Annotated in this window: 18 protein-coding genes and 1 pseudogene; 7 read left to right on the top strand and 12 right to left on the bottom strand. The window is 45.0% G+C overall.

What is annotated here, in order from left to right; genetic code table 11:
• From AB5443_RS07130 to AB5443_RS07100, 7 genes and pseudogenes are all read right to left on the bottom strand, one after another.
• The gene (locus AB5443_RS07130) at nt 1-315 is read right to left on the bottom strand and encodes a DUF3853 family protein (RefSeq protein WP_227186943.1); all 315 of its coding nucleotides are present in this window, start codon (nt 313-315) and stop codon (nt 1-3) included.
• Nucleotides 316-536: 221 nt separating this feature from the next.
• Nucleotides 537-1,572, bottom strand: a pseudogene (locus tag AB5443_RS07125) (hypothetical protein).
• 10 nt (nt 1,573-1,582) lie between these two features.
• The gene (locus AB5443_RS07120) at nt 1,583-2,869 is read right to left on the bottom strand and encodes a phage integrase SAM-like domain-containing protein (RefSeq protein ID WP_368113550.1); all 1,287 of its coding nucleotides are present in this window, start codon (nt 2,867-2,869) and stop codon (nt 1,583-1,585) included.
• Nucleotides 2,870-3,123: 254 nt separating this feature from the next.
• Complete coding sequence (locus tag AB5443_RS07115) at nt 3,124-4,128, bottom strand: beta-ketoacyl-ACP synthase III (protein WP_368113549.1); 1,005 nt, start codon at nt 4,126-4,128, stop codon at nt 3,124-3,126.
• Between the two features lie 321 nt (nt 4,129-4,449).
• A complete protein-coding gene (locus tag AB5443_RS07110; protein ID WP_022139777.1) occupies nt 4,450-4,908 on the bottom strand; it encodes an N-acetylmuramoyl-L-alanine amidase in 459 nt (152 codons plus the stop codon).
• A 25-nt stretch (nt 4,909-4,933) separates the two neighbouring features.
• Nucleotides 4,934-5,035: a smalltalk protein gene (locus tag AB5443_RS07105; protein WP_022139776.1), complete on the bottom strand. Its 102-nt coding sequence runs from the start codon at nt 5,033-5,035 to the stop codon at nt 4,934-4,936.
• 67 nt (nt 5,036-5,102) lie between these two features.
• Nucleotides 5,103-5,585 (bottom strand): HU family DNA-binding protein, encoded by a 483-nt coding sequence (locus AB5443_RS07100; protein ID WP_073345057.1) that lies wholly within the window; start codon nt 5,583-5,585, stop codon nt 5,103-5,105.
• A gap of 217 nt (nt 5,586-5,802) precedes the next feature.
• On the opposite strand from AB5443_RS07100, the gene AB5443_RS07095 reads away from it, so the two are divergent.
• Complete coding sequence (locus AB5443_RS07095) at nt 5,803-6,066, top strand: DUF4248 domain-containing protein (protein ID WP_288361085.1); 264 nt, start codon at nt 5,803-5,805, stop codon at nt 6,064-6,066.
• A 127-nt stretch (nt 6,067-6,193) separates the two neighbouring features.
• Here the strand turns inward: AB5443_RS07095 and dnaB are convergent, their stop codons facing one another.
• Both dnaB and AB5443_RS07085 read right to left on the bottom strand, forming a co-directional pair.
• Entirely contained in the window at nt 6,194-7,573 is a 1,380-nt protein-coding gene (gene dnaB, locus AB5443_RS07090; protein WP_368113547.1) for a replicative DNA helicase, read from the bottom strand.
• Between the two features lie 9 nt (nt 7,574-7,582).
• Nucleotides 7,583-8,200 (bottom strand): hypothetical protein, encoded by a 618-nt coding sequence (locus tag AB5443_RS07085; protein WP_368113546.1) that lies wholly within the window; start codon nt 8,198-8,200, stop codon nt 7,583-7,585.
• A 472-nt stretch (nt 8,201-8,672) separates the two neighbouring features.
• Here AB5443_RS07085 and AB5443_RS07080 point away from each other — a divergent pair, with 472 nt between their 5' ends.
• From AB5443_RS07080 to AB5443_RS07055, 6 genes are all read left to right on the top strand, one after another.
• Nucleotides 8,673-9,080, top strand: a complete 408-nt coding sequence (locus tag AB5443_RS07080) for a hypothetical protein (RefSeq protein ID WP_044653827.1) — start codon at nt 8,673-8,675, stop codon at nt 9,078-9,080.
• A 111-nt stretch (nt 9,081-9,191) separates the two neighbouring features.
• Nucleotides 9,192-9,599 carry a hypothetical protein gene (locus AB5443_RS07075; RefSeq protein ID WP_022139770.1) on the top strand — a complete coding sequence of 136 codons (408 nt, stop codon included), beginning with the start codon at nt 9,192-9,194 and terminating at the stop codon, nt 9,597-9,599.
• A 3-nt stretch (nt 9,600-9,602) separates the two neighbouring features.
• A complete protein-coding gene (locus AB5443_RS07070) occupies nt 9,603-10,907 on the top strand; it encodes a DUF3440 domain-containing protein (RefSeq protein WP_195664208.1) in 1,305 nt (434 codons plus the stop codon).
• Nucleotides 10,904-11,446, top strand: coding sequence for a ParB/RepB/Spo0J family partition protein (locus AB5443_RS07065; protein ID WP_022139768.1), 543 nt, complete (start codon nt 10,904-10,906; stop codon nt 11,444-11,446). Before AB5443_RS07070 ends, AB5443_RS07065 begins: the two co-directional genes overlap by 4 nt.
• A 329-nt stretch (nt 11,447-11,775) precedes the next feature.
• Nucleotides 11,776-12,705, top strand: a complete 930-nt coding sequence (locus tag AB5443_RS07060; protein WP_368113545.1) for a UDP-glucuronic acid decarboxylase family protein — start codon at nt 11,776-11,778, stop codon at nt 12,703-12,705.
• 32 nt (nt 12,706-12,737) lie between these two features.
• Nucleotides 12,738-13,871: a response regulator gene (locus AB5443_RS07055; protein ID WP_368113544.1), complete on the top strand. Its 1,134-nt coding sequence runs from the start codon at nt 12,738-12,740 to the stop codon at nt 13,869-13,871.
• Nucleotides 13,872-14,017: 146 nt separating this feature from the next.
• On the opposite strand, the gene AB5443_RS07050 is transcribed toward AB5443_RS07055, so the two are convergent.
• The 3 genes from AB5443_RS07050 to AB5443_RS07040 are packed head-to-tail and all read right to left on the bottom strand — an operon-like array spanning nt 14,018 to nt 20,734.
• Nucleotides 14,018-16,897: a PD-(D/E)XK nuclease family protein gene (locus AB5443_RS07050; RefSeq protein WP_368113543.1), complete on the bottom strand. Its 2,880-nt coding sequence runs from the start codon at nt 16,895-16,897 to the stop codon at nt 14,018-14,020.
• 34 nt (nt 16,898-16,931) lie between these two features.
• Nucleotides 16,932-20,105, bottom strand: a complete 3,174-nt coding sequence (locus tag AB5443_RS07045; RefSeq protein ID WP_368113542.1) for a UvrD-helicase domain-containing protein — start codon at nt 20,103-20,105, stop codon at nt 16,932-16,934.
• A gap of 17 nt (nt 20,106-20,122) precedes the next feature.
• Nucleotides 20,123-20,734 (bottom strand): RNA polymerase sigma-70 factor, encoded by a 612-nt coding sequence (locus tag AB5443_RS07040; protein WP_022139753.1) that lies wholly within the window; start codon nt 20,732-20,734, stop codon nt 20,123-20,125.
• Nucleotides 20,735-20,828 lie beyond the last annotated feature (94 nt).

The following is a 20,828-nucleotide window of genomic DNA, read 5'->3' as shown; positions in this document are numbered from 1 at the left end:
CTATCTGCGTCCCCCGCTTTTACGTCCTGCCAGTTCCAGCGCCATGTCCGCATCGACGATGATTTTGCGCCCTATCTGCGTAATGGCTCTGTCTATCCTCCCGCTTTTCTTGATGCGGTTTGCTGTGGGTATGCTGCACCCGAACAGCCGGGCTATGCCGCCTATCCCGTACACGTATTTCTTGTCCTTGTCCTTGTCGGCTGCTGGCTGGGCTGGCTTCGTTTCGCTTCCCTGCAAGGCATGGCGGTTCAGGAATATGAACTCTTCGCCCGTCATCTGCCATACGGGCTTTGATAAAAGGTCTCTAATTTCCATATCAGAATGAAATTAACGTTTGTACTGTAAGCCCTGCGCATGGGCTTTTTACCTCGTTCGAACAGTGCAAAGTTAGTTCCGGGTATGGGTGGTAAGGATGTGGATAGCGTGATTGGGGTATCACGCTATCTTGTTAAATATCAGTAAGTAATAAGAAGTGGTAGAAATTATTTTGGGTGGTAAAAGTGGTCGTGTCGTGGAATGTCGGGACATATCACCGGCTATCGGAATATAGACCGCATTTCCTTGGCAAATTCCTGATTGCTGTCACTGGCTAAATCTGTACGGGGAACGGGTGCCTTGTATTTGGATTTGTAATATTTTATGTCTATGTCCAGCAATCTCATGATTTCATCCTTCCACTTCTCTCTGTCCTGATTGGAGAGGGTCTCACTCATGAGGAATATCAGGTAGCATACACGCGCCTTTTCTCCCGGTCTTATCTTCAGTCTGTTTCTGCATGGCTGCAAGTTCATTCCGGCGTAGAAATCCGCTTCGGGAACGGCTTCAAACTGTTTGTCGTTGCATTTCTCATAAATGGCTGACAGCAGTCGCATGGGGAAATAGGCGGGCGGGCTTGCTGGGGTGGTAGCGGATGAGGGAATTTCCTTTTCTTCCCCTTCCTTTTTCTTTTGGTCGGTCAGGTATTTATCAAGGATTGCCAATAGTGAGCCTCCCAGCCTGCAAATGTCCCCGCAACGGTTTTGCAGGCATTGCAGGGCTTCCCGCCTTGCCTGCTCCTTCTGCGTGTACAGTTCATTCAGTTTGGCTTTACTCCTTGTCGTATTCCCGTTTGCACCGTTCGTACCTTCTTTCCAGCAGTTCCTCTTCCTGACGGTCGTGCTCCCTAAAACCTACTGCCTCCAAAGAACCATTCGCTTTCATGAGTTCCCGGTAATATCCGTTTGTGACTTTCATCTGTCTGTCAATACCCCAGTCAAAACGGCTTTCATGCTGTCGGCAGACATATCCGGTATCGAGACGGTCAAAAAACTCCTTGCAGGCATTGTAAGTCGAGATGTTGCTCTCAATCTCCCGTTTCAGACTGTTCAGGAGTACGGAATAGTGTGTGGCGTCCATTTCAAGCATGAGGCTGATAAGTGCCGCCTCAAAGGTCTGCGTGTCCCCGTACTCTCTGTAAAAATCGGAAATGAACTGTTGCTTCTCAAAAGAGAAACTGCCGCCGGACATTATTTCGGCGTATATTTTGTTGAGCTTCCCGTAGCGGGGTATCATTGATGTTATTCTTTCGTCCATAGTGTGATAGTTACAGTTGGTTGAATTTGCTCATTGCGTTTGCCTTCACGTCATCGGCTATGTCTATGTAGGGCTTCATCGCCTTGTAGTCACTGTGCCCCGTCCATTTCATCACCACTTGTGCGGGGATGCCCAATGCCAAAGCGTTACAGATGAATGTCCGTCTTCCGGCATGGGTGCCCAGCAAGGCGTATTTGGGTGTAATGGTGTCTATACGCTCGCTGCCTTTGTAGTAGGTCTCGCTTACCGGGTCGTTGATTTCCGCAAGCTCCCCCAGTTCTTTCAGGTAGTTGTTCATCTTTTGGTTGCTGATGACCGGAAGCGCCTTGTGTCCTTCAAACTCCACGTCCTTGTATTTGTCAAGTATCGCCCTGCTGTGGTTGTTCAGTTCGATGACAAGGCGGTCAGCAGTCTTTACGGTGGTGATTTCTATATACCCGTCCCGAATGTCGCTCCGTTTGAGGTTGTACACGTCCGAATAGCGCAGCCCGCTGAAACAGCAGAACAGAAAGACGTCCCTTACCCGTTCGAGATATTGCTTGGTCGGGGGTATTTTGTAGTCTTTCAGCTTGTTCAGTTCTTCCCATGTGAGGAATATCACCTTCTTTTGGACGCTTTTCAGCTTCGGGTTGAAGCTCTCGTAGGCGTTGTTCATGCAGTATCCTTTCTTGGTGCACCACCGTAGGAACCATTTCAGGTAGGCTATCTGCTTCATGGTGGACGTGTTGCGCAAGCCTTCCACGTCCTTGAGGAAATTCACATAGCTTGTCAGCTTGGGTTCGTCCAGTGCCCCGAAGGTCAGTTCCTTGTCGAACTTCTCAAGGTGTTTCCTCACTGCGGCGAACTTCTCATAAGTGGCGTCAGACCAGCCGTTCTGTGTCCCGCATTCCTTGATGAACTCCCCGAATACCTCCATAGGGGCGAACGTCAGGGGTTTCTGCTGTTCTTCCTCCCTCTTTTCGCTGTGCAGGCTGTTGAAAGCCTCCTTTACTTGTGCGGTGGTAGGCATGGTTCCCTGAACCTCGAACTCCTTGAAGATGTTCTGTATTTCCGTATAGTAGCGCAGCAGGTCGGTATTGATTTCGGATGCGCTCTGTTTCAGCCTGTTGGTGCAGCCCGGCTTTACACGTTGTTTGTCTGTGTCCCATTTGGCTGCGTCGATGCGGTAGCCCGTTGTAAACTCGATGCGCTGGCTGGCAAATATCACACGCATACGGATAGGCACATTCTCCACGATTGGTACGCCGTTCTTCTTACGGCTCTCCAAAGAAAAGATGATGTTTCTCTTGATATTCATATTCGGGTGTAATTAAATTAGCACCCAAATATACACCCAATTATTGGGATAGCAAAAGATTTTGAATGATATTTTACGATATATATCAATTGTAATAAGCTGTTTATTAGTAGATAGTTACAAGTTTATGATGTTTTGTAAAATCGTAGGTTAAAGTACCGTACGCACCGCTTCCTAAAGGAAATAAAAACAAGAAACCGCCTGACTCATAGTGAATCAGGCGGTTTCTTTTATAACTGAACAGTCCTGTTTTTTTATTCCTTCTTACCGTCATATCCCCACTTCAAATAAATAGCTCCCCAGGCGAACCCTGCTCCGAACGCCGTAAGGATCACATTGTCTCCCTTTTTGAATTTGTCCTCGAAATCCCACATGCAAAGCGGGAGTGTCCCGGCACTTGTGTTGCCGTAACGCTCGATATTAACCATTACTTTTTCTGATGGTATTTCCAGACGTTGTGTCACGGCAGTGATGATGCGTTGGTTGGCTTGATGGGGAATCACCCAGTCGATATTTTCCTTGCTCAAATGGTTTCTTTCGATTACGGCTTCGCAGGCGTCAGACATATTGGCTACCGCATACTTGAATACGGTACGTCCTTCCTGATAGATATAATGCATTTGATTATCCAATGTATAATAAGAAGGGGCGCATACCGAACCACCGGCTTTTATATGCAAGAACGGCAAGCCTTTGCCGTCTGTTCTCAGCACGGCATCCATGATACCCAAATCTTCAGTGGTAGGCTCTAACATGACAGCCGCCCCGCCGTCACCAAAAATCGGGCAAGTGGCCCGATCCGTATAATTGATGATGGACGACATCTTTTCAGCCCCTACGACCACCACTTTCTTATAATTTCCCGAACGGATGAAATTCGCCCCCGTCTCCAACGCATACAGGAAACCGCTGCACACGGCCTGCATATCAAAAGCGAAAGCATTTCTCAATCCCAGCCTGTCACATAAAAGAGAAGCAGTCGAAGGAAAGCGGTAGTCAGGCGTAGTAGTAGCGACAATAATCAGGTCAATATCATCCGGATTCGTTTGCGTGCGTTGAATCAATTGCTTCACCGCTTTGCGCGCTATATATGAAGTGCCGAGTCCTTCTTCTTTCAGGATATGCCTTTCCTTGATTCCGATGCGTCCCATAATCCAATCGTCGGTGGTGTCAACCATTTTGGAAATCTCATCATTAGTCAAGATATAATCGGGTATATATCCGCCAACTCCTGTAATTACTGCGTTTATTTTATCCATCGGTTCTATTTTATCTAGCTGTTTTTTGAATAAGGTAGTTTATAGAAATGCTAAATGCGGGCGCAAATATATAGAAAAGAGACCGAAATACAATAAACGTCTGGTAAACAGTTTCCTTTTTAATTAATAAAAAGGAATATTAGACCAAATTTCAGCAAAATATTTGGTCGCATTTTTTTATTTGCCCGAAAGAATTGTGTCTGACGCTTCTTCCTGCCTTGATACTTTTTCTTTGGAGTTTTCCACCTGATTATTGGTAGAATGTAAAAGGCGGGAGACAACGTATGCTGTTCCCCCGCCTTTTGTAACTAGGATGTCCGGCTAGATTTGTGAATACTCTTTTCTCGCGTCAAAGCAAGGACAAGCCTTGTGGACATCCGCGCTCAACTGATAATGCCCTACAATCCGCGCTTCGGGATAAAGCCCTTTCAATTCGCCCAATACCCGCCGGAGCGTCTCTTTTTGTAAAGGAGTCCTTGTGTCGGCAGGCTTTCCCGATTCATCCAGTCCGCCTTCATAGCAGATTGCCAAACTATGTAAGTTGAATCCCAGCGCGTGAGCTCCGATCTCACTCATCGGGCGGGTGTGGTGGAGCACTCCATCCTTTGTCACATAAAAATGATACCCGATACATTTGAACCCCCGTTTCAGGTGGCAATGGAGCAATTGCTCCTCTGTGAAGGGAATAGTTACCCGTGTAGCACTGCAATGCACGACGATATACTGAATGCCGCGCGGGACATATTCTTCCTTCAATGAAAACTCTTTCAGCTCTTTCATAATGATACTGTCGATTTCCGTATGCTTAAATATGAGCCATACAAGAGGTTACTCCCAGGGCGGATACGATAGAAGTGGCTACTGTGATAATAACTTGCAGGATTTGTTTCCAGATTGACTTTTTCATGATTTTTTTATTTTAGATAGTGAATAATGATACGTGATGAATAAAGAATGAGACTGACCGGTTGCCGTTATGCGGCCGGATCCGGCGTTTCGCCATCGTTGCCGTCGTCCGGATTCGGATCAGGAATTTCGGTATCACCACCGGCATCTTCCTCTTTCCCCGGTTTGATTAAGGTGTACTTCATCGCCTTGCACATATCCGTAAGCATAGCTCCCGGATGGAAACGGACACGCGATATCTTGATGCAAGTGGCAGCCTTGAACTTCTCCGCCGTTTCGGTCGCGTTACTGGTGGCAATCGTTATACGGAAACTTCCCATATCACCCAAGAGAACAATATTACCCAACGCCAACTGATTCTTCATTTCCAACAAAAACTCAGTGATACAACCCTTCAGCTCACCGATGGAAAAGGAAGAGCGCTCTGAGATACGACTGATAATCTCGTCCGTATCCACCTTGCGGTTACTACGTGCCATCGCGTAAAACTTAGCAGGTTCTTGTGGTTTCAACGGATTTCTGCGCTCCACCACTACATACTTCTGTGCCATACTTCTTTCTTTTTTAATTAATAATGAATACTTGAAACTTACTACTTGAAAAACATATTCCTGTAATCGATTACACTGCAAAGATACCACATCGGAACAGGGGAGTGAACGCCAGTGAACGACACTGGACGATGGTTATTATTTTTGACTGAATGCTTGCCGATATACGGAGAAAAGACTACCTTTATAGCATTAATAACAAAACAATCCGGTTAAAATGGAAGAAGTCAGATTTTGCGTGAGATGCTATGATAAGATAGAATTGGCGAGGATGTATTTCCCGAATTTGAGTAACCCCGTATCCGTTGCGAAACTTCGCCGTTGGATGCGTAACTGTATGCCTTTGATGGAGGAACTGACGGCGGGAGATTTTCATCCGAAACTGAAGATGTTCAGTGCACGGGAGGTTCGCCTTATCGTCCGTTATCTGGGAGAGCCGGACGGCTATCTCCTCATACATGAGCATATGGATGCGGAATGACCGTTCCTTTATGCGGAATGACCGCTCCTTTATGTTGAAACGGCCGCTCTTTTTGATAGAAAGGAGCGGTCGTTTTGCTGTAAATATACGGTCGTTTGCATGAAAACGACCGCTTGGTTGGGAACAATCAGGCGGTTGTATTCTTTTTCATCCACTCTATTCCGGGTACGTAGTCTTCCAGTTTTGTCATGCTCGGATCATGTCTGAAGTAAAGCTCCTTAGTCGTTCCGTTGCGGTGTTTGACAACATCTATCACCCCCAGTCCTTCGGTGGGATATGAACTCTTGCGGTCAGTCTCACGGCCGGAAAGGGCGGGGCGCGAAAGCATCAGCACCAAGTCCGCGTCCTGTTCGATAGCTCCACTTTCGCGTAGGTCGCTCAGGCTGGGACGATTGTCGGGACGCCCTTCCACGTTGCGGTTCAACTGACTGAGAAGTATCACGGGGATATTCAGCTCTTTTGCCACCATCTTGGCTTTACGGCTTGCCTGGGCTACTTCTTGCTCACGGTTGCGGTTGTTCTGGTCACTTTTCATGTCACACAGTTGCAGGTAGTCGATGATGACGGCGTCGCATTGCCCTTTGCTGTGCAGCAGTTTTGCGGAAGAGCGTACATAATCCATGCTCACTGACGGATTATCGTCAATGTGGATGGGCAGGCGTGACAACTCTATGGATGCTTCGTGTATCTGCTGTACCTCGTCGGGAGTAAGCTGTCCGCTGCGGAGATGTGCGGGATTGACCCTCGGAGCGGCGGCCAGTAACCAGCGGTCGCCCAGGCGTTCACCTTGCATCTCCAGGCTATATACGGCGATATGGTATCCGGCAAGGGCGGCGGCGCGTGCCATGTGCAGGGCAACGGCCGTTTTGCCTACCGCGGGACGGGCGGCGAAAACTATCTCGTCACCGTTCTGCCAGCCGCACGTCAGACTGTCGAGGTCGGCAAATCCGGTCGGTATCCCCGTGACGCCATTCTTGTTGGAAGCAATGCGGACTTCTATTTGCCTGACGGTATCTTCCATAAGCTGCACCATGGAACGGAGATGTTCGGCATTGCCGCATTCTTTCTCCAACCGGTCGAGCAGGGCATGGGTGTCTGCCAACGTATCATCTATGTCGGTTGATTCATCGGCTGCCAGTGCCAGGAGTTTGTGGAATCCCAGAATCGCTTCACGGCGGATATATTTCTGTTTCAGTATCCGGGCATGGTATTCCAGATGGGCACTGGACACTACACGGGAGCTGACGCGTACTATTGTGTAAGCCCCGCCTACGAACTCAAGTTTGCCGCGTTGCGCCAGTTCCTCTTTGGCGGTAATGATGTCTATTGCCTTTCCGGCACGATACATGCTCTGCAAGGCGGAATAAATCTCACGGTTTACCTCATTGTAAAATACTTCCGGTCGCAATATGTCGGCAACCAGTGTGATAGCTTTGCTTTCCAGCAGGCAGGCGCCGAGTACGACTTCCTCGAGTTCGGCATCCTGCGGGTTTAAAATTTCACTCATTTTCTTTTCTTAATAATCATATTCATTCATGAACGCCTTGTCCGACAGATACGTGCTTGCCTGCATACAGTACTTCGTATCTTTCAGGTTGTCATAATATTCATCAATATTCTTCAGGCTGAGACTCCGTTCGCGGGCGGACAGTTTCTTCCATTCACGGCGCGCGCGCCCGATATTGCGCTTGGGTGTGCGGGTCACCTCATGATACTTCTCCCAAAATGCCTCAAAAGTCATCCCGTCCGTTTCTTCGCGGGCATTCTCCCGGCGTTTCTGTCCGACTAACATATCGTAATCGGGAATACGTATGTGAGTGATATACGGGTTGCTTACTCTCTCGATAATACCCTCTTCGTACATCTTATTGAAGAAATACCGTGTACGGCTGCGTTTCCATCCGAACAATTTCGCCCAATGAGTGAGCGACATCACGGATTCGCCGCGATGGCACTCGAACGTGTGATTGTGTATGCAACACGTCGTGGTGCTGTAATTGACATGGGTCAATACCAGGATAAAGGCATCGAAACTTCCCGTTGCGCCTTTGGTCGCCTTCATCTGCTCCTCGAATAATACTTTAGGGAAGAGGAGATATCCCTTTTTTAGCATTTCTGCTGTTGGTTTGCTCATAATTTATATTATTTATGAATGTTATATGACAGTGTCCCGTCCGTTTGGCACGTTTTTTTTGAACCGCCTGAACCGACCACTTCCATTTTCTCTCAAATGCCCTGTTGAAGGGGGAGAGCGCTGTTGCTGTAAATTCACTTCGACCTCCTTTTCGTCCCTTAATATATATAGTAAAGAAAGAATGTATTAAAATACATTATATTTTTCCCTCGCCTGGCATCGTCTTTTCTTCGCGTATCATTGTCCGCAATCTTTAATTCTCCGTAAAAGTAAGCCTTATTGCGCCGTAGGGAAAAACCGAGTTTTTGATGCCGGTAATTTAAAAGTGCGGTTAGTATGAATATTTTTAAAAGAAAATCTAATTATTTAAACAATCTTCTCTATATTTGCATACGTAAATAGATTTTATATGACCTTGTCGCCGATTGACTGGCAGCGAAGTAGAAGTATGTATGTATAACTAAAACTTATAATTTTGAAAGAATCAAAAACAGTAAAGGAACGTTTACAATTGAAACGGGAACAACTCATTCACCAAAACGAGAAATTGGAACAAATGAAGTGCACAATACAAAACACGGAAGAAGAGGTGAAGCAACTGGAATACCTTCAGAGCGAGATGGAACATCTGGAGAAGGCAAATCGTGAAGCACGGGAGATTGCCTACGATAAAGTGAGGGACGCTTTTGCTTGTTTCTCCCGGATGTTCGATTATCTGCATCGCCGCTTGCATCAGACTTTTAAATATAAACTGGCATGTGAGGTTATATGCTCCCGTTATAAATTCAGGAGCCGGTCGCACTCTCCCGGGCAGAAATACCTCAGTTTTGCCACCGTGCTGGCCTACTTCAAACGCGAAAGAGGAATGGTAAATGCGTGACATTAAAAATATTGAATATAATGATAATAACATGAAAAACAAATGTTTTAGGAACAGAAGTGACTATATTGATATTTTTTCCTTATTTTTGTATGTCCATTTTTGAATGATATGATACAGATAATACAATTAAAAGGAAAAGACAAACACTTGTATCGGCTTTTGGCACCGATGGTTATGGATCCTGAAGTAATACGCGCCAATAATAATTACCCTTTCAAAACAAGCGAAGAGTATGTGTGGTTCATTGCGCTGAGAGAAAGGGAAGTGGTGGGATTCATTCCGGTGGAGCAGAAGAACCGGAAGAAAGCTGTAATCAATAATTATTATGTGAAGGCGGAAGGTGCCGAACGGGAGGAAATACTGTCTCTTCTGTTGCCTGCCGTCACAGCGAAATTCGAACCGGAAAGCTGGTTGCTCAATTCAATCACACTGATACAAGACAAAGAGATATTCGAGAAGTTTGAATTTACATCCCTGGACAAGAAATGGACACGGTATGTTAAAATGTATAGATGATATATGGGGAAAAAGAAAATAGCGGGAACGAAGAATGTATATGAATTAGCACAAGAACGACTGAAAGTTATATTTAACGAATTTGATAATATCTATGTGTCTTTCTCAGGGGGGAAGGACAGCGGGGTACTCTTGAGTATGTGTATCGACTATATCCGCAAGAATAACCTGAAGATACGTCTCGGGGTCTTTCATATGGACTACGAGATTCAATATAAAATGACCATTGACTATGTAGACCGGATACTGGAGGCGAATAAGGACATTCTGGACGTATATCGCGTTTGTGTTCCTTTCCGCGTGGCCACATGTACGTCCATGTACCAGTCATTCTGGCGTCCCTGGGAGGACAGCAAGAAGAAGCTATGGGTGCGCTCCATGCCTAAAAAGGCGATGACCAAAGATGATTTTCCTTTTTATAACACAACGATGTGGGATTATGAATTCCAGATGCGTTTCGCGCAATGGATACATAATAAAAAAGATGCGGTGCGTACTTGTTGCCTGATCGGTATCCGCACCCAGGAGAGTTTCAACCGGTGGCGCTGTATCTATATGAGCCGCAAGTTCCAGATGTATCACAAGTATAAATGGACGTCGAAAGTAGGGAATGACATTTATAACGCTTATCCTATCTACGACTGGAAAACGACGGACGTATGGACGGCCAACGGAAAATTCCAATGGGATTATAATACGTTGTATGACCTTTATTACCGTGCGGGTGTCAATCTGGAACGTCAGCGTGTGGCAAGTCCTTTTATCAATGAGGCGCAGGAGAGCCTTCAGCTCTACCGGGTGCTCGACCCCAATACGTGGGGCAAGATGATAGGACGGGTGAACGGTGTCAACTTTACCGGAATGTATGGCGGTACGCATGCCATGGGATGGCAGTCGGTGAAACTTCCCGAAGGATATACGTGGCGTGAGTTCATGTACTTCCTGCTGTCCACCCTGCCTGAACGGGCACGGAAGAATTATCTCCGCAAACTGTCGGTGAGCGTGAACTTCTGGCGGACGAAAGGCGGATGCCTGAGTGAGTCCACCATCAAAAAATTGATTGATGCCAAAGTGCCGATTATCGTTATGGACAACAGCAATTATAAGACGCTGAAGAAGCCGGTGCGTATGGAATATCAGGATGATATTGACATTCCCGAGTTCAGGGAGATACCTACCTACAAGCGGATGTGCGTCTGCATCATCAAGAATGACCATGCCTGTAAGTATATGGGATTCTCGCCGACAAAGGAAGAGATGAGCAAGAGAAGTCAAATTATGGAACAATATAGAATCATAGTATCATGAGTGTAGATAAAAGCCCTGTTTACGAGGTAAAGGCGGTACCGGTAGAAAAAGTATATGCGAACGATTATAATCCGAATGTCGTTGCGCCGCCTGAAATGAAGTTGCTCGAACTTTCTATTTGGGAAGATGGCTTTACGATGCCATGTGTATGTTATTATAATAAGGATGAAGACCGTTATATCCTGGTAGACGGCTATCACCGCTATACGGTATTGAAAACTTCACAGCGTATCTACAAGCGCGAGAACGGGCTGCTCCCGATTGTAGTGATAGACAAGGATTTGTCGAACCGTATGAGTTCGACGATACGGCATAACCGTGCCCGTGGGATGCATAACATCGAATTGATGTGCAACATTGTTGCGGAACTCGACAAGGCGGGCATGTCCGACCAGTGGATCATGAAGAATATCGGTATGGATCGTGACGAGTTGTTGCGCCTGAAACAAATTTCAGGACTTGCCGACCTCTTTGCCAACCGTGAGTTCAGCATCCCTGACGAGGTGGCGCCTACGGAAACGGAGCGCAAAGTGTTATAATCTGATAGCTATATATATACAGGATTTCAACATTTAACCATTTAGGCACAAATCATTCCAGATATGGAGCGTTTTTCTCCCGAAATACGTCTTTATGTTTGTCTGATTTGTGCCTGAATCGTATCTATATAATATTTCTATAAATAATCCGAGATTTGCAATATGAGATTTATACTAAACTTAGTCTCGCGAATTCAAGGTTATTAATTCTTCTTTTTTAGAAAATATCCTTCCCGAAAATTGTGTATATTAATCAAATCGGTTACATTTGTGACCATAAACAAAACGGAGAGGCTTTGTCTCTTTAGTAAACAATAGAAAAACATATAATGAAAAGAATATTGGTAAGTGGGGGAGCCGGATTCATAGGCTCACATCTCTGTACACGGCTTATAAACGACGGTCACGAAGTGATATGCCTTGATAATTTTTTTACGGGTTCGAAAGATAACATCGCCCATTTGATGAATGACCATCATTTTGAGGTAGTAAGGCATGATGTCACTTACCCTTATTCTGCTGAAGTAGATGAAATTTATAATCTGGCTTGTCCGGCATCTCCTATCCACTATCAGCATGACCCGATCCAGACGGCCAAGACATCTGTAATGGGAGCTATCAACATGCTGGGACTGGCAATGAGGCTGAATGCCAAAATATTGCAGGCTTCTACCAGCGAAGTGTATGGAGATCCGATTGTACATCCTCAACCGGAGATTTATTGGGGAAATGTAAACCCGGTAGGATACCGTTCTTGTTATGATGAGGGAAAACGTTGTGCGGAAACCTTGTTTATGGATTATCACCGTCAGAACAAAGTACGTGTGAAGATTATCCGTATCTTTAATACGTATGGGCCGCGGATGCTGCCGAATGACGGACGGGTGGTTTCCAATTTTATTTTGCAGGCATTGAATAATGAAGACATTACCATTTATGGTGACGGGAAACAGACACGCAGTTTCCAATATATTGATGATTTGATTGAGGGAATGATAAGAATGATGGATACGGAAGATGAATTTACCGGGCCTGTGAATCTCGGAAATCCAAATGAATTTTCGGTTCTCAGTTTGGCGGAAAAAATAATCAGCATGACCGGCTCTTCTTCAAAAATTGTATTCAAGGCTTTGCCGGACGATGATCCGAAACAACGGCAGCCGGATATTGCGCTGGCCAAAAGAAAACTCGATTGGGAACCGACCATCGAACTGGAAGATGGGTTGAAGCGCATGATTGAGTATTTTAAGAAAGTTTGATGTGTAAAAAAAACTATTATAACGCGATTATTATGAATATGGAAATTAATCCTTCTGAATATAAAGTACTCATTGTGGACGATGTGATCTCAAACGTGCTTTTGCTGAAGGTACTTTTGACCAATGAGAAATTCAATATTGTGACTGCCGGCAATGGTACGCAAGCATTGGAACAGGTAAAGAAGGAAAAACCGGATCTTGTATTGTTGGATGTCATGATGCCCGATATCAGCGGGTTTGAAGTGGCGCAGCAGATGAAGGCAGACCCGGAAATGGCTGAGATTCCGATTGTTTTCCTGACGGCACTTAATAGCACTACGGATATCGTGAAGGGATTCCAGGTGGGTGGGAATGACTTTATATCGAAGCCGTTCAATAAGGAAGAACTGATTATCCGTGTGACGCACCAGATTTCATTGGTTGCCGCGAAGCGGATTATCGTGGCGCAAACGGAAGAGTTGCGCAAGACAATCATGGGACGTGACAAACTCTATTCTGTGATTGCGCATGACTTACGCTCGCCGATGGGGTCTATCAAGATGGTGCTGAATATGCTGATCCTGAATCTGCCGAGTGATACTATCGGCGGGGAGATGTATGAACTGCTGACGATGGCTAACCAAACGACTGAGGATGTATTCTCATTGCTTGATAACTTGTTGAAATGGACGAAGAGTCAGATTGGCAAGCTGAAGGTGGTTTATCAGGATATCAATATGGTAGAGGTCGTAGAAGGGGTGAGTGAAATCTTCACGATGGTAGCCGGTCTGAAGAATATTAGGATTGTGCAGGATGTACCTGTGACGGGAGTAGCTGTGCGGGCTGATATTGATATGATTAAGACGGTGATCCGTAATTTAATCAGCAACGCGATCAAGTTTAGTAACGAGGGTGCGGAAGTGGTAGTGTCATTGACGGAAGAAGATGGCATGGCAATCGTCAGCGTGAAGGACAGTGGTTGCGGTATTGATGAAGAGAATCAGAAGAAGTTGCTGCATACGGACACTCATTATAGTACCTTCGGTACAAACAATGAAGAAGGTTCAGGACTCGGACTGTTGTTGTGTCAGGACTTTGTTGTCAAGAATGGTGGTAAACTTTGGTTTACTTCAAAGAAGGGAGAAGGCTCTACGTTTAGCTTCTCAATTCCGTTGCTGGAAAAATAATAGTTTCAACGCATTTCTCTGTTGAGAGATGATGCTTTGAGACTTATATATATATATATATTCAGGCACGGATTACACGGATTTCACGGTTTTTCCAATTATCTTTAACCGTGTAATCCGTGCCCAAATTATATTCTGAAAATAATCTATCGTTTACAGATTGCTTTGAAGTCGCAGTACGAACATTTTTTTAGATCTTCTGTCTGAGTAAAAGCTTCTTTCTCATCGAAAATTTCCTCTAATAGTGCTTGCAGGCGTTCGCGGAACTCGTCTTCAAAGAAGGCGAAGTTATTCACAGGCATTTTGGGCTTGCGGGGTTCTCCCATTTCAACGACAGGTGAATAGCTCTCGGATGCTGCACGGTGGATATAAAGCAGGGCGGGAGCTACCATTAACGGCTGTTTCCGACTCATGATGGCGGCATATAGAAATGTTTGGAAGATGTAATTCGGGCGTGTCTCCGACGGAGTAAACAGTTGTTCTATGTTGGCGGGCGTTTTAGGACTTCCACCGGTTTTGTAGTCAACGATTCGCAGAGTGCCTTCCTTCGCATCCATGCGGTCTATCGTTCCCCCTAAACGAAGAGTGAACGGCCCTTGTCCGGTTTGGATGGTTATTTCTTCCGAAACTTTTTCTTCCATGGCGACCATTTCAAAAGGAGTGTACTGAAGGTCATTACGCAACAACTGTTTCAGATAGGAGACAATGACTTTGGAATTGATGAGTTGCACGCCGTTGTATTCGGGTTTCTCTTCGGGAGCCACTTTGAATAATTCTTGCTTGAATGCACGGTCAACATAGCTTTGCAGTTTGACCTCATCGCGCAGCAAGCGTTCCAAGTCTTCTTTCTGTATCATTTTCCTGTTGGCTGTCAGGTCGGTATATGCCAGTTGGGCGGAGAGGTGGAAAATCGTTCCGAACAGGGCGGAGTCGATTTCCGCACTGACTTCATCCGGCGTTTTCAGTCCTGCCACATACCGGTAGTAAAATCTCAACCGACAGTCGAGGTAGGCGTTGAGGGCAGAGGGGGAAAGGATTACAGATTTTGGATTACTGCTATCGTAAGCACGATGGATGCGGCTTAGTACTTCCGGTGTTTTTTCAATCTGTATCTCTTGGGTGCTTTGGGGAGATTGTCCGGCTTCCAGGTATTCACGGGTGATTTCGTGAGAGCCTTCTACTAATAGTTGCAGCATGAAGCGGGATTCTTCTCCACGGTTCAGACCATCCGAAGAGGTGTTATAGAGAAGAGTGATGTTTTCTGCCCGTTGTATCAGACGGTAGAAGTAATAGGCATATACTGCATTCTTGTGTTCGATAGTCGTCATTCCGAAGGCTTTCCGGAGATTGTATGGAATGAATGAGGATTCCCCACCGGATTTAGGTAGTTGTCCTTCGTTGAGAGATAGCATTATCAGGTTGCGGAAGTCGAGGTTGCGTGTTTCCAGTACTCCCATTACTTGCATTCCGATAGCGGGTTCGCCGTGGAAAGGGATATTGGAAGAAGTCAGCACTTTACTAATCAGTCTTTTTAATGTATCGGTGCGCACGCTTAATTCTCCGCTTTCAATCAGGCTATAAAGACGGTTGATTTTAAGATGGCTTTGGAATAAGGATTCTCTATAAAGTTGATTGAAAATATCGTTATATTCTCCTTCTTTGCGGTATATGGTTGAGATGTCTTTAATTAATCCGACAAGGTAATCACACAAATCTTTAATACCGCTACGGGGAGTAAAGAGGTTGGCTAAGAAATCATCCTGCTTTAGTTCCGATGGGAGCGGATAGAAACGGTTTGTCCTTGTCAAGTCATCTTCCAGTGAGATGGCATGCGTGGATAGTTGTTGGGTATAGGGATGCTTCAATATGGCTGATACTGATTCGTAGGTGAACCGGCCTGTGTCAGTACGATAACCATTGGTTTGCAACTCCATCGCTGCGTTGATAAAGCTGTAGACGGGAGTTTGTGCCAATGGGAATCCCATAGTGATGTTGACGTTCTTCACTTCTTGCGGAATGGAATGGAGTACGGGTAGTAACAGTGCTTCATTACAGAGCACTACGGCATTTTCCTTTTCGTTTTCTTCTGCAATTTGTGACTGGTCATAGGCAATACCTTTCACCCATTCGGGGAGAAAGCGTGCTTGCGCATTCTCGGTGGAAGCGGAGATATAGCGTATTTTCTTGGGTGATTTGAAAGAATCGAAACAGCTTTCCGGAAGTTCGTTCGGGAAGTCTCTAAGATTACGCTTGAGGAATTCTCCAGCTTCATGCTTCTTGATTTGTTGGGTATAGAACACATCATAATCCCAATAGAACATGGCTTTATCTGCGTCTTGCAGCAGTTTGAAGAATTGGTGTTCTACTTTATTCAGCACATTAAAACCGACGAATATATATTTGTCATACTTGAGCCGGTCGGTATCGAGCTGCTCGATGACATTCCGGTAGAGCATACCTTCGTAGGCAATACCTAGTTCGGTCAGGTTCTCCTGATAGCGATGATAAATAGCCCCCAGCTTGTCCCAAAGGGAAATAAATTTCTCTTTAAGTTCCGTCCGGCGTTCGATAGAGAAATTCTGGAAGAATTGCTGGATAGCTTCTTCCTGCTCTTTGTCCAGAAAGTCATAGTCATCCATCAGGTTCTTCAAGTCTTGCAGATTGCTGAAGAGTTTGTCTGCGTCCACCATATTCTTATCTACATCATCGAAGTCGCTGATTAACAACTCTCCCCAAAAGTAGAAATCATCCAGTGTTTCCTGGCTTTCCGTTTCTTCCTTGAATACTTTGTAAAGCTCGCAAACTAATCGGATAGGATCACCGGCTTTCTGTACGGATAGTTTCTGAAACAGGTCGCTGATACTCATTGCGGCAGGAGCCCAAATCGGTTGGTCGGATTCTCCTGCCAGGTATTCATTGAAAAACAGATTGGCACGTTTGTTCGGGAAAACGAGTACCGTACGTGACAGGTCGTTTCCTATCTTGGAATATAAATCGTGAGCGACTAGTTGGAGAAATGTTTGCATATTGATTTTGTATATGGTCAGTTTATAGGTTGCTTTATACTTTTTCTATTCTTTCTTCGTCTACATACCACAAATATCCGGTAATATTCTTATATCCCATTTTTGTGAGCAGTTGCATATATCCTCTCACTTGTTTATTGTATTTGGGATTCTCTTTACCGAATTTAAAGTCGACAACAACGACCTGACCGTCTTTCATCATCACACGGTCGGGGCGGCGGGTTTGTAATATTCCTTTTTCCTTATAAATGATGGCACATTCGTTGAACAGTGTCCATTCTCCCGAATACCAGTCTTGTATTTCAGGAGATGAGAAAGCCTTTTGCGCGACTTCACGTGCCATTTCTTCTTTTTCTTCGTTTCTGATTACTCCTTCAAAGATAAGCCGGTCAATGGCGGGCTCAATATCCCCGGCTGTTTCGATAACGGAGAATAGGGTGTGCAGCAAACGTCCACGATTGATAAAACGGTCATCGGATTCCTCTTCCTCAATTCCTTGTATGAAATCCGCCGAGCGGTTGGACTGGCGGAATTCAATATCATGACGCATGGATTCCATTTGAACAGGTAACTTTTCCGGCTTCTGAGTGAGTTTATTGGTAGAAGTCTTTGCTTTCTCTTCTTCCGAAGGGCATAGTTTACCTTGCTCATAGCAGTCTTCTTCCCAATCTATTCCTTCTTTAAGGGCTACGACAGGAAGTGCGTTTGCCAATAGTTCGGACATTGTACCTTTTTGAGCCTTTTTACTCCAAATGATAAGATTCTTTCCTGCACGGGTAAAAGCTACGTACAGCAAATTTAAGTTGTCTACCCATAGTTGCAGGCGTTCATGCAGATAATCGTTTCCGTATATGGATTCCGCCATCTGCGTGGAATAATTGATAGGAAGAATATCCAAGGCATTGAACGGCGCTGTCTGAGGAGCGCACCATACTAATTGGTTATTCGTCTCATTCTCTAATTTCCAGTCGCAGAAAGGAAGGAGCACTGTATGGAATTCCAATCCTTTGGATTTATGTATGGAGAAGATTCGGATACCTTCTACCTCTCCGCTTGGAATCGTTTTGCTGCATAGTGTTTCGTCCCAATAACGGATGAATGCGTCAAGCTCGGAAGAGTTTTTTTGCAGGTAATCCGTTACCGCATCGAAAAAGGCAAACAGATAAGCGTCCTGATCTTTGATGTTTTTCATCTCGAAGATACTGAATAGTTCCTCTAACAATTCATAGAGAGGCATTAGTCTCAGTTCTTTTATCCTTTCAAGGAATGCGGATGGGAGATAGTTCTCGACAGGAAGGAGCAGGAGCGTGTTCCAGTCCAGTCCTTTTTGTAAGACTTCGTTCTGATAGGCCACTGCCAGTTGGGCACGGGCTATCTTATTCTTTTCGTCCGAGAGATAGCGCAAAGCATCCATCATCATACAAATAGCCAAGGAAGCATTCAGGCGGAATGCTTCATCCGATACTATTTTGTAATGCAACTCTTTGTCGAAATAATCGGCGATACGGGGGATGCTTTTGTTCTTTCGTACAAGGATGGCTATATCATTCAACCGCACACCATTGGCAAGCAGATGTTCTACTTCTGCTCCCAGGCTGATTAGTGTCTGTTCGGTATAGTCGTGCTCTTCATCGGGTTCGAGAAAAGAGACTTTTACATATCCTTTTTCCACGCTTCGGGGAGATTCCTGTACTACGTCCGCATAGGCTTTTTGCAAGTCTTCGCAGTCTTTGCCGAGTTGAGCCTTGTAGACTCCGTTCAGATAGTCGGCAGCAGCCGTAAAGATATGATTGTTGAATCGGATGATATTGGTTTCACTTCTTCGGTTGGTAGCCAATGTCTTGACACGAATCGGGAAATGTTCGATATGGTCGTTCAGACCGTTGAGAATTCCCCAGTCACCATTTCTCCAACGGTAGATGGATTGCTTTACGTCTCCGACAATCAGGCTGTTTGCCCCTTGGGATAATCCTTCCAGTAAAAGCAGTTTGAAGTTGCCCCATTGCATTCGGCTGGTATCTTGGAACTCGTCTATCATGACATTGCGGATATTCGTTCCTATTTTTTCGAATACAAAAGAGGAATCGCCGTCTTTCACTAATTGGTGGAGTAGGGCGTTGGTATCTGATAGTAAGAAGCGATTGTTATCGTGGTTCAACTGGCGTACTTCTTCATCGATATTGGCGAGGAGCTGCACCTTGTTGAGATGTTGCAGAGATAGTCGGCAACTATTCAACAACAGATTATTTTTGGAACGTAGTTTTTCAGCATCTTCCAGGATTTGCATAAGAGTGGAAGATGCTAAATTAATGATGTCCGCATAGCGGGGGGAAGTCTTTGCTGCCCAGTTCTTGGCGTCTTCCAAGCATTTTTCCACTGTGGCATTACATATGTCGTTGCTTAAAACTCCATTGTTGAGTTTGCGGAAGTAACTACCGATTCCGCGTGAACCGCCTTTCAGGTCATCGGCAGTCAATGCGTGTCCGTCCAGTTCTCCTTCAAATTGCTCGTAAAAGCCTTTCATTTGTTCCAGAACTTCAGTCTCCAAGGCTTTCAGGTGTTTACGGTATTCTTTGATAGTATCCGGGTTGCGCAGTCGCTCACGAAGTTTTTCTCCTTTTTCAATGTAGCCTTCATCGAAGATATTGCGTCCGAAACTCTTTACTTCGTCCGATACGTTCCAACGTTTATCGTCGGCAATCCGCTCGTTGATATAGTCTAACAGCCAGGCAAGGACAGGAGAAGTTGGCCCCAACTTTTCTATCATACTGTCTACTGCGTCACTAAGCACTTCGGTATTGTTCAGTTCTATATTCAGGTTCGGACTAAGTTCCAGTTCACGTGCCAGATTACGCATGACGGACTGGAAGAATGAGTCGATTGTTTCTACCCGAAAACGGCTATAGTCATGTAGCATATAGCCGAGAGCAATACCGGCTGCTTCACGTATCTCTTGTTCCGTCTTGTCCGTCTCTTCCTTGATACGATTGAGATAGGCTTCAGAATCTTTGTCACCTGTCTGGATACCATAAAGCTGGCTGAGAATACGTTCTTTCATTTCTGCCGTGGCCTTGTTCGTGAAGGTCACAGCAAGAATTTGCCGATAGGCATACGGATTAAGAATGAGTAGCTTAATATATTCTACGGCCAGGGTAAATGTTTTGCCCGAACCTGCAGAGGCCTTATAAACAAGGAGTTCACTGTTCATACTGTGTAATATCAGGATTAATAGAACCTTTTCATAAAATCAGTTCCGAAATAAAGTAAGAATAAGGGTAGATAGTCTTTTAACGCCACTCGCAGTAGCTTCAAAGCCTGTCCGATTCTATAATTGATTGTTTGTGGAGAAACTTTGAGCCTTTCGGCTATCTCCTTGTGAGTTAACCGTTGATTGCGGTTCATTTCATACGCTTCGCGGTATTCTTTAGGGAGCTGCTTCAGTGCTTCTTCATATAATCGTAGAAGTTCATTTTCCAAATAAAAATCAGGATTATTGAATTCACCTTCATATTTCTCCACGATTTCCTGATGCACTTTCCGTTTGATTTCGAAATGGGAAAGACGGTTTAGTGCTTTGTTTTTAACTATCGTAAAGAGAAGAGTTTTCAGTGTCAGCTCCGGCATGAGACTTGAACGGTTCTCCCATAACCACATCATCGTTTCCTGTACAATCTCTTCAATTTCTTCCTGTTCACCAACGTACTGTGAGCAGAATGCACACAATCGACGAAAGTAATGACGGTATACTGCGTCAAAAACTTTTTCTTCGCCTGCTTTCAGAGCGTTGATGACAGATTTATTATTGTTAATATCTAGAAATATTGGAGATTGTGACATTCTCTTTTTAATTTGTAAGACAAAAATAATGAAAGAAGTAGAGAAAAGAAATAAAAAGGGGAGAAAAATATTTTTTTCTTTCTGAGTTTAGTAT

The organism is Bacteroides sp. RTP21281st1_H5_RTP21281_210402 (genome assembly GCF_040918965.1).
In the GTDB taxonomy this organism is placed as follows: Bacteria; Bacteroidota; Bacteroidia; order Bacteroidales; family Bacteroidaceae; genus Bacteroides; species Bacteroides congonensis.
This window is presented reverse-complemented; position numbering and strand designations above follow the sequence as displayed.

Excerpts from the sequence above, each read along its gene's own strand:
- AB5443_RS07130 (WP_227186943.1), bottom strand. The coding sequence starts at position 315 with ATGGAAATTAGAGACCTTTTATCAAAGCCCGTATGGCAGATGACGGGC.
- AB5443_RS07120 (WP_368113550.1), bottom strand. The coding sequence starts at position 2,869 with ATGAATATCAAGAGAAACATCATCTTTTCTTTGGAGAGCCGTAAGAAG.
- AB5443_RS07115 (WP_368113549.1), bottom strand. The coding sequence starts at position 4,128 with ATGGATAAAATAAACGCAGTAATTACAGGAGTTGGCGGATATATACCC.
- AB5443_RS07110 (WP_022139777.1), bottom strand. The coding sequence starts at position 4,908 with ATGAAAGAGCTGAAAGAGTTTTCATTGAAGGAAGAATATGTCCCGCGC.
- AB5443_RS07105 (WP_022139776.1), bottom strand. The coding sequence starts at position 5,035 with ATGAAAAAGTCAATCTGGAAACAAATCCTGCAAGTTATTATCACAGTA.
- AB5443_RS07100 (WP_073345057.1), bottom strand. The coding sequence starts at position 5,585 with ATGGCACAGAAGTATGTAGTGGTGGAGCGCAGAAATCCGTTGAAACCA.
- AB5443_RS07095 (WP_288361085.1), top strand. The coding sequence starts at position 5,803 with ATGGAAGAAGTCAGATTTTGCGTGAGATGCTATGATAAGATAGAATTG.
- dnaB (WP_368113547.1), bottom strand. The coding sequence starts at position 7,573 with ATGAGTGAAATTTTAAACCCGCAGGATGCCGAACTCGAGGAAGTCGTA.
- AB5443_RS07085 (WP_368113546.1), bottom strand. The coding sequence starts at position 8,200 with ATGAGCAAACCAACAGCAGAAATGCTAAAAAAGGGATATCTCCTCTTC.
- AB5443_RS07075 (WP_022139770.1), top strand. The coding sequence starts at position 9,192 with ATGATACAGATAATACAATTAAAAGGAAAAGACAAACACTTGTATCGG.
- AB5443_RS07070 (WP_195664208.1), top strand. The coding sequence starts at position 9,603 with ATGGGGAAAAAGAAAATAGCGGGAACGAAGAATGTATATGAATTAGCA.
- AB5443_RS07065 (WP_022139768.1), top strand. The coding sequence starts at position 10,904 with ATGAGTGTAGATAAAAGCCCTGTTTACGAGGTAAAGGCGGTACCGGTA.
- AB5443_RS07060 (WP_368113545.1), top strand. The coding sequence starts at position 11,776 with ATGAAAAGAATATTGGTAAGTGGGGGAGCCGGATTCATAGGCTCACAT.
- AB5443_RS07055 (WP_368113544.1), top strand. The coding sequence starts at position 12,738 with ATGAATATGGAAATTAATCCTTCTGAATATAAAGTACTCATTGTGGAC.
- AB5443_RS07050 (WP_368113543.1), bottom strand. The coding sequence starts at position 16,897 with ATGCAAACATTTCTCCAACTAGTCGCTCACGATTTATATTCCAAGATA.
- AB5443_RS07045 (WP_368113542.1), bottom strand. The coding sequence starts at position 20,105 with ATGAACAGTGAACTCCTTGTTTATAAGGCCTCTGCAGGTTCGGGCAAA.
- AB5443_RS07040 (WP_022139753.1), bottom strand. The coding sequence starts at position 20,734 with ATGTCACAATCTCCAATATTTCTAGATATTAACAATAATAAATCTGTC.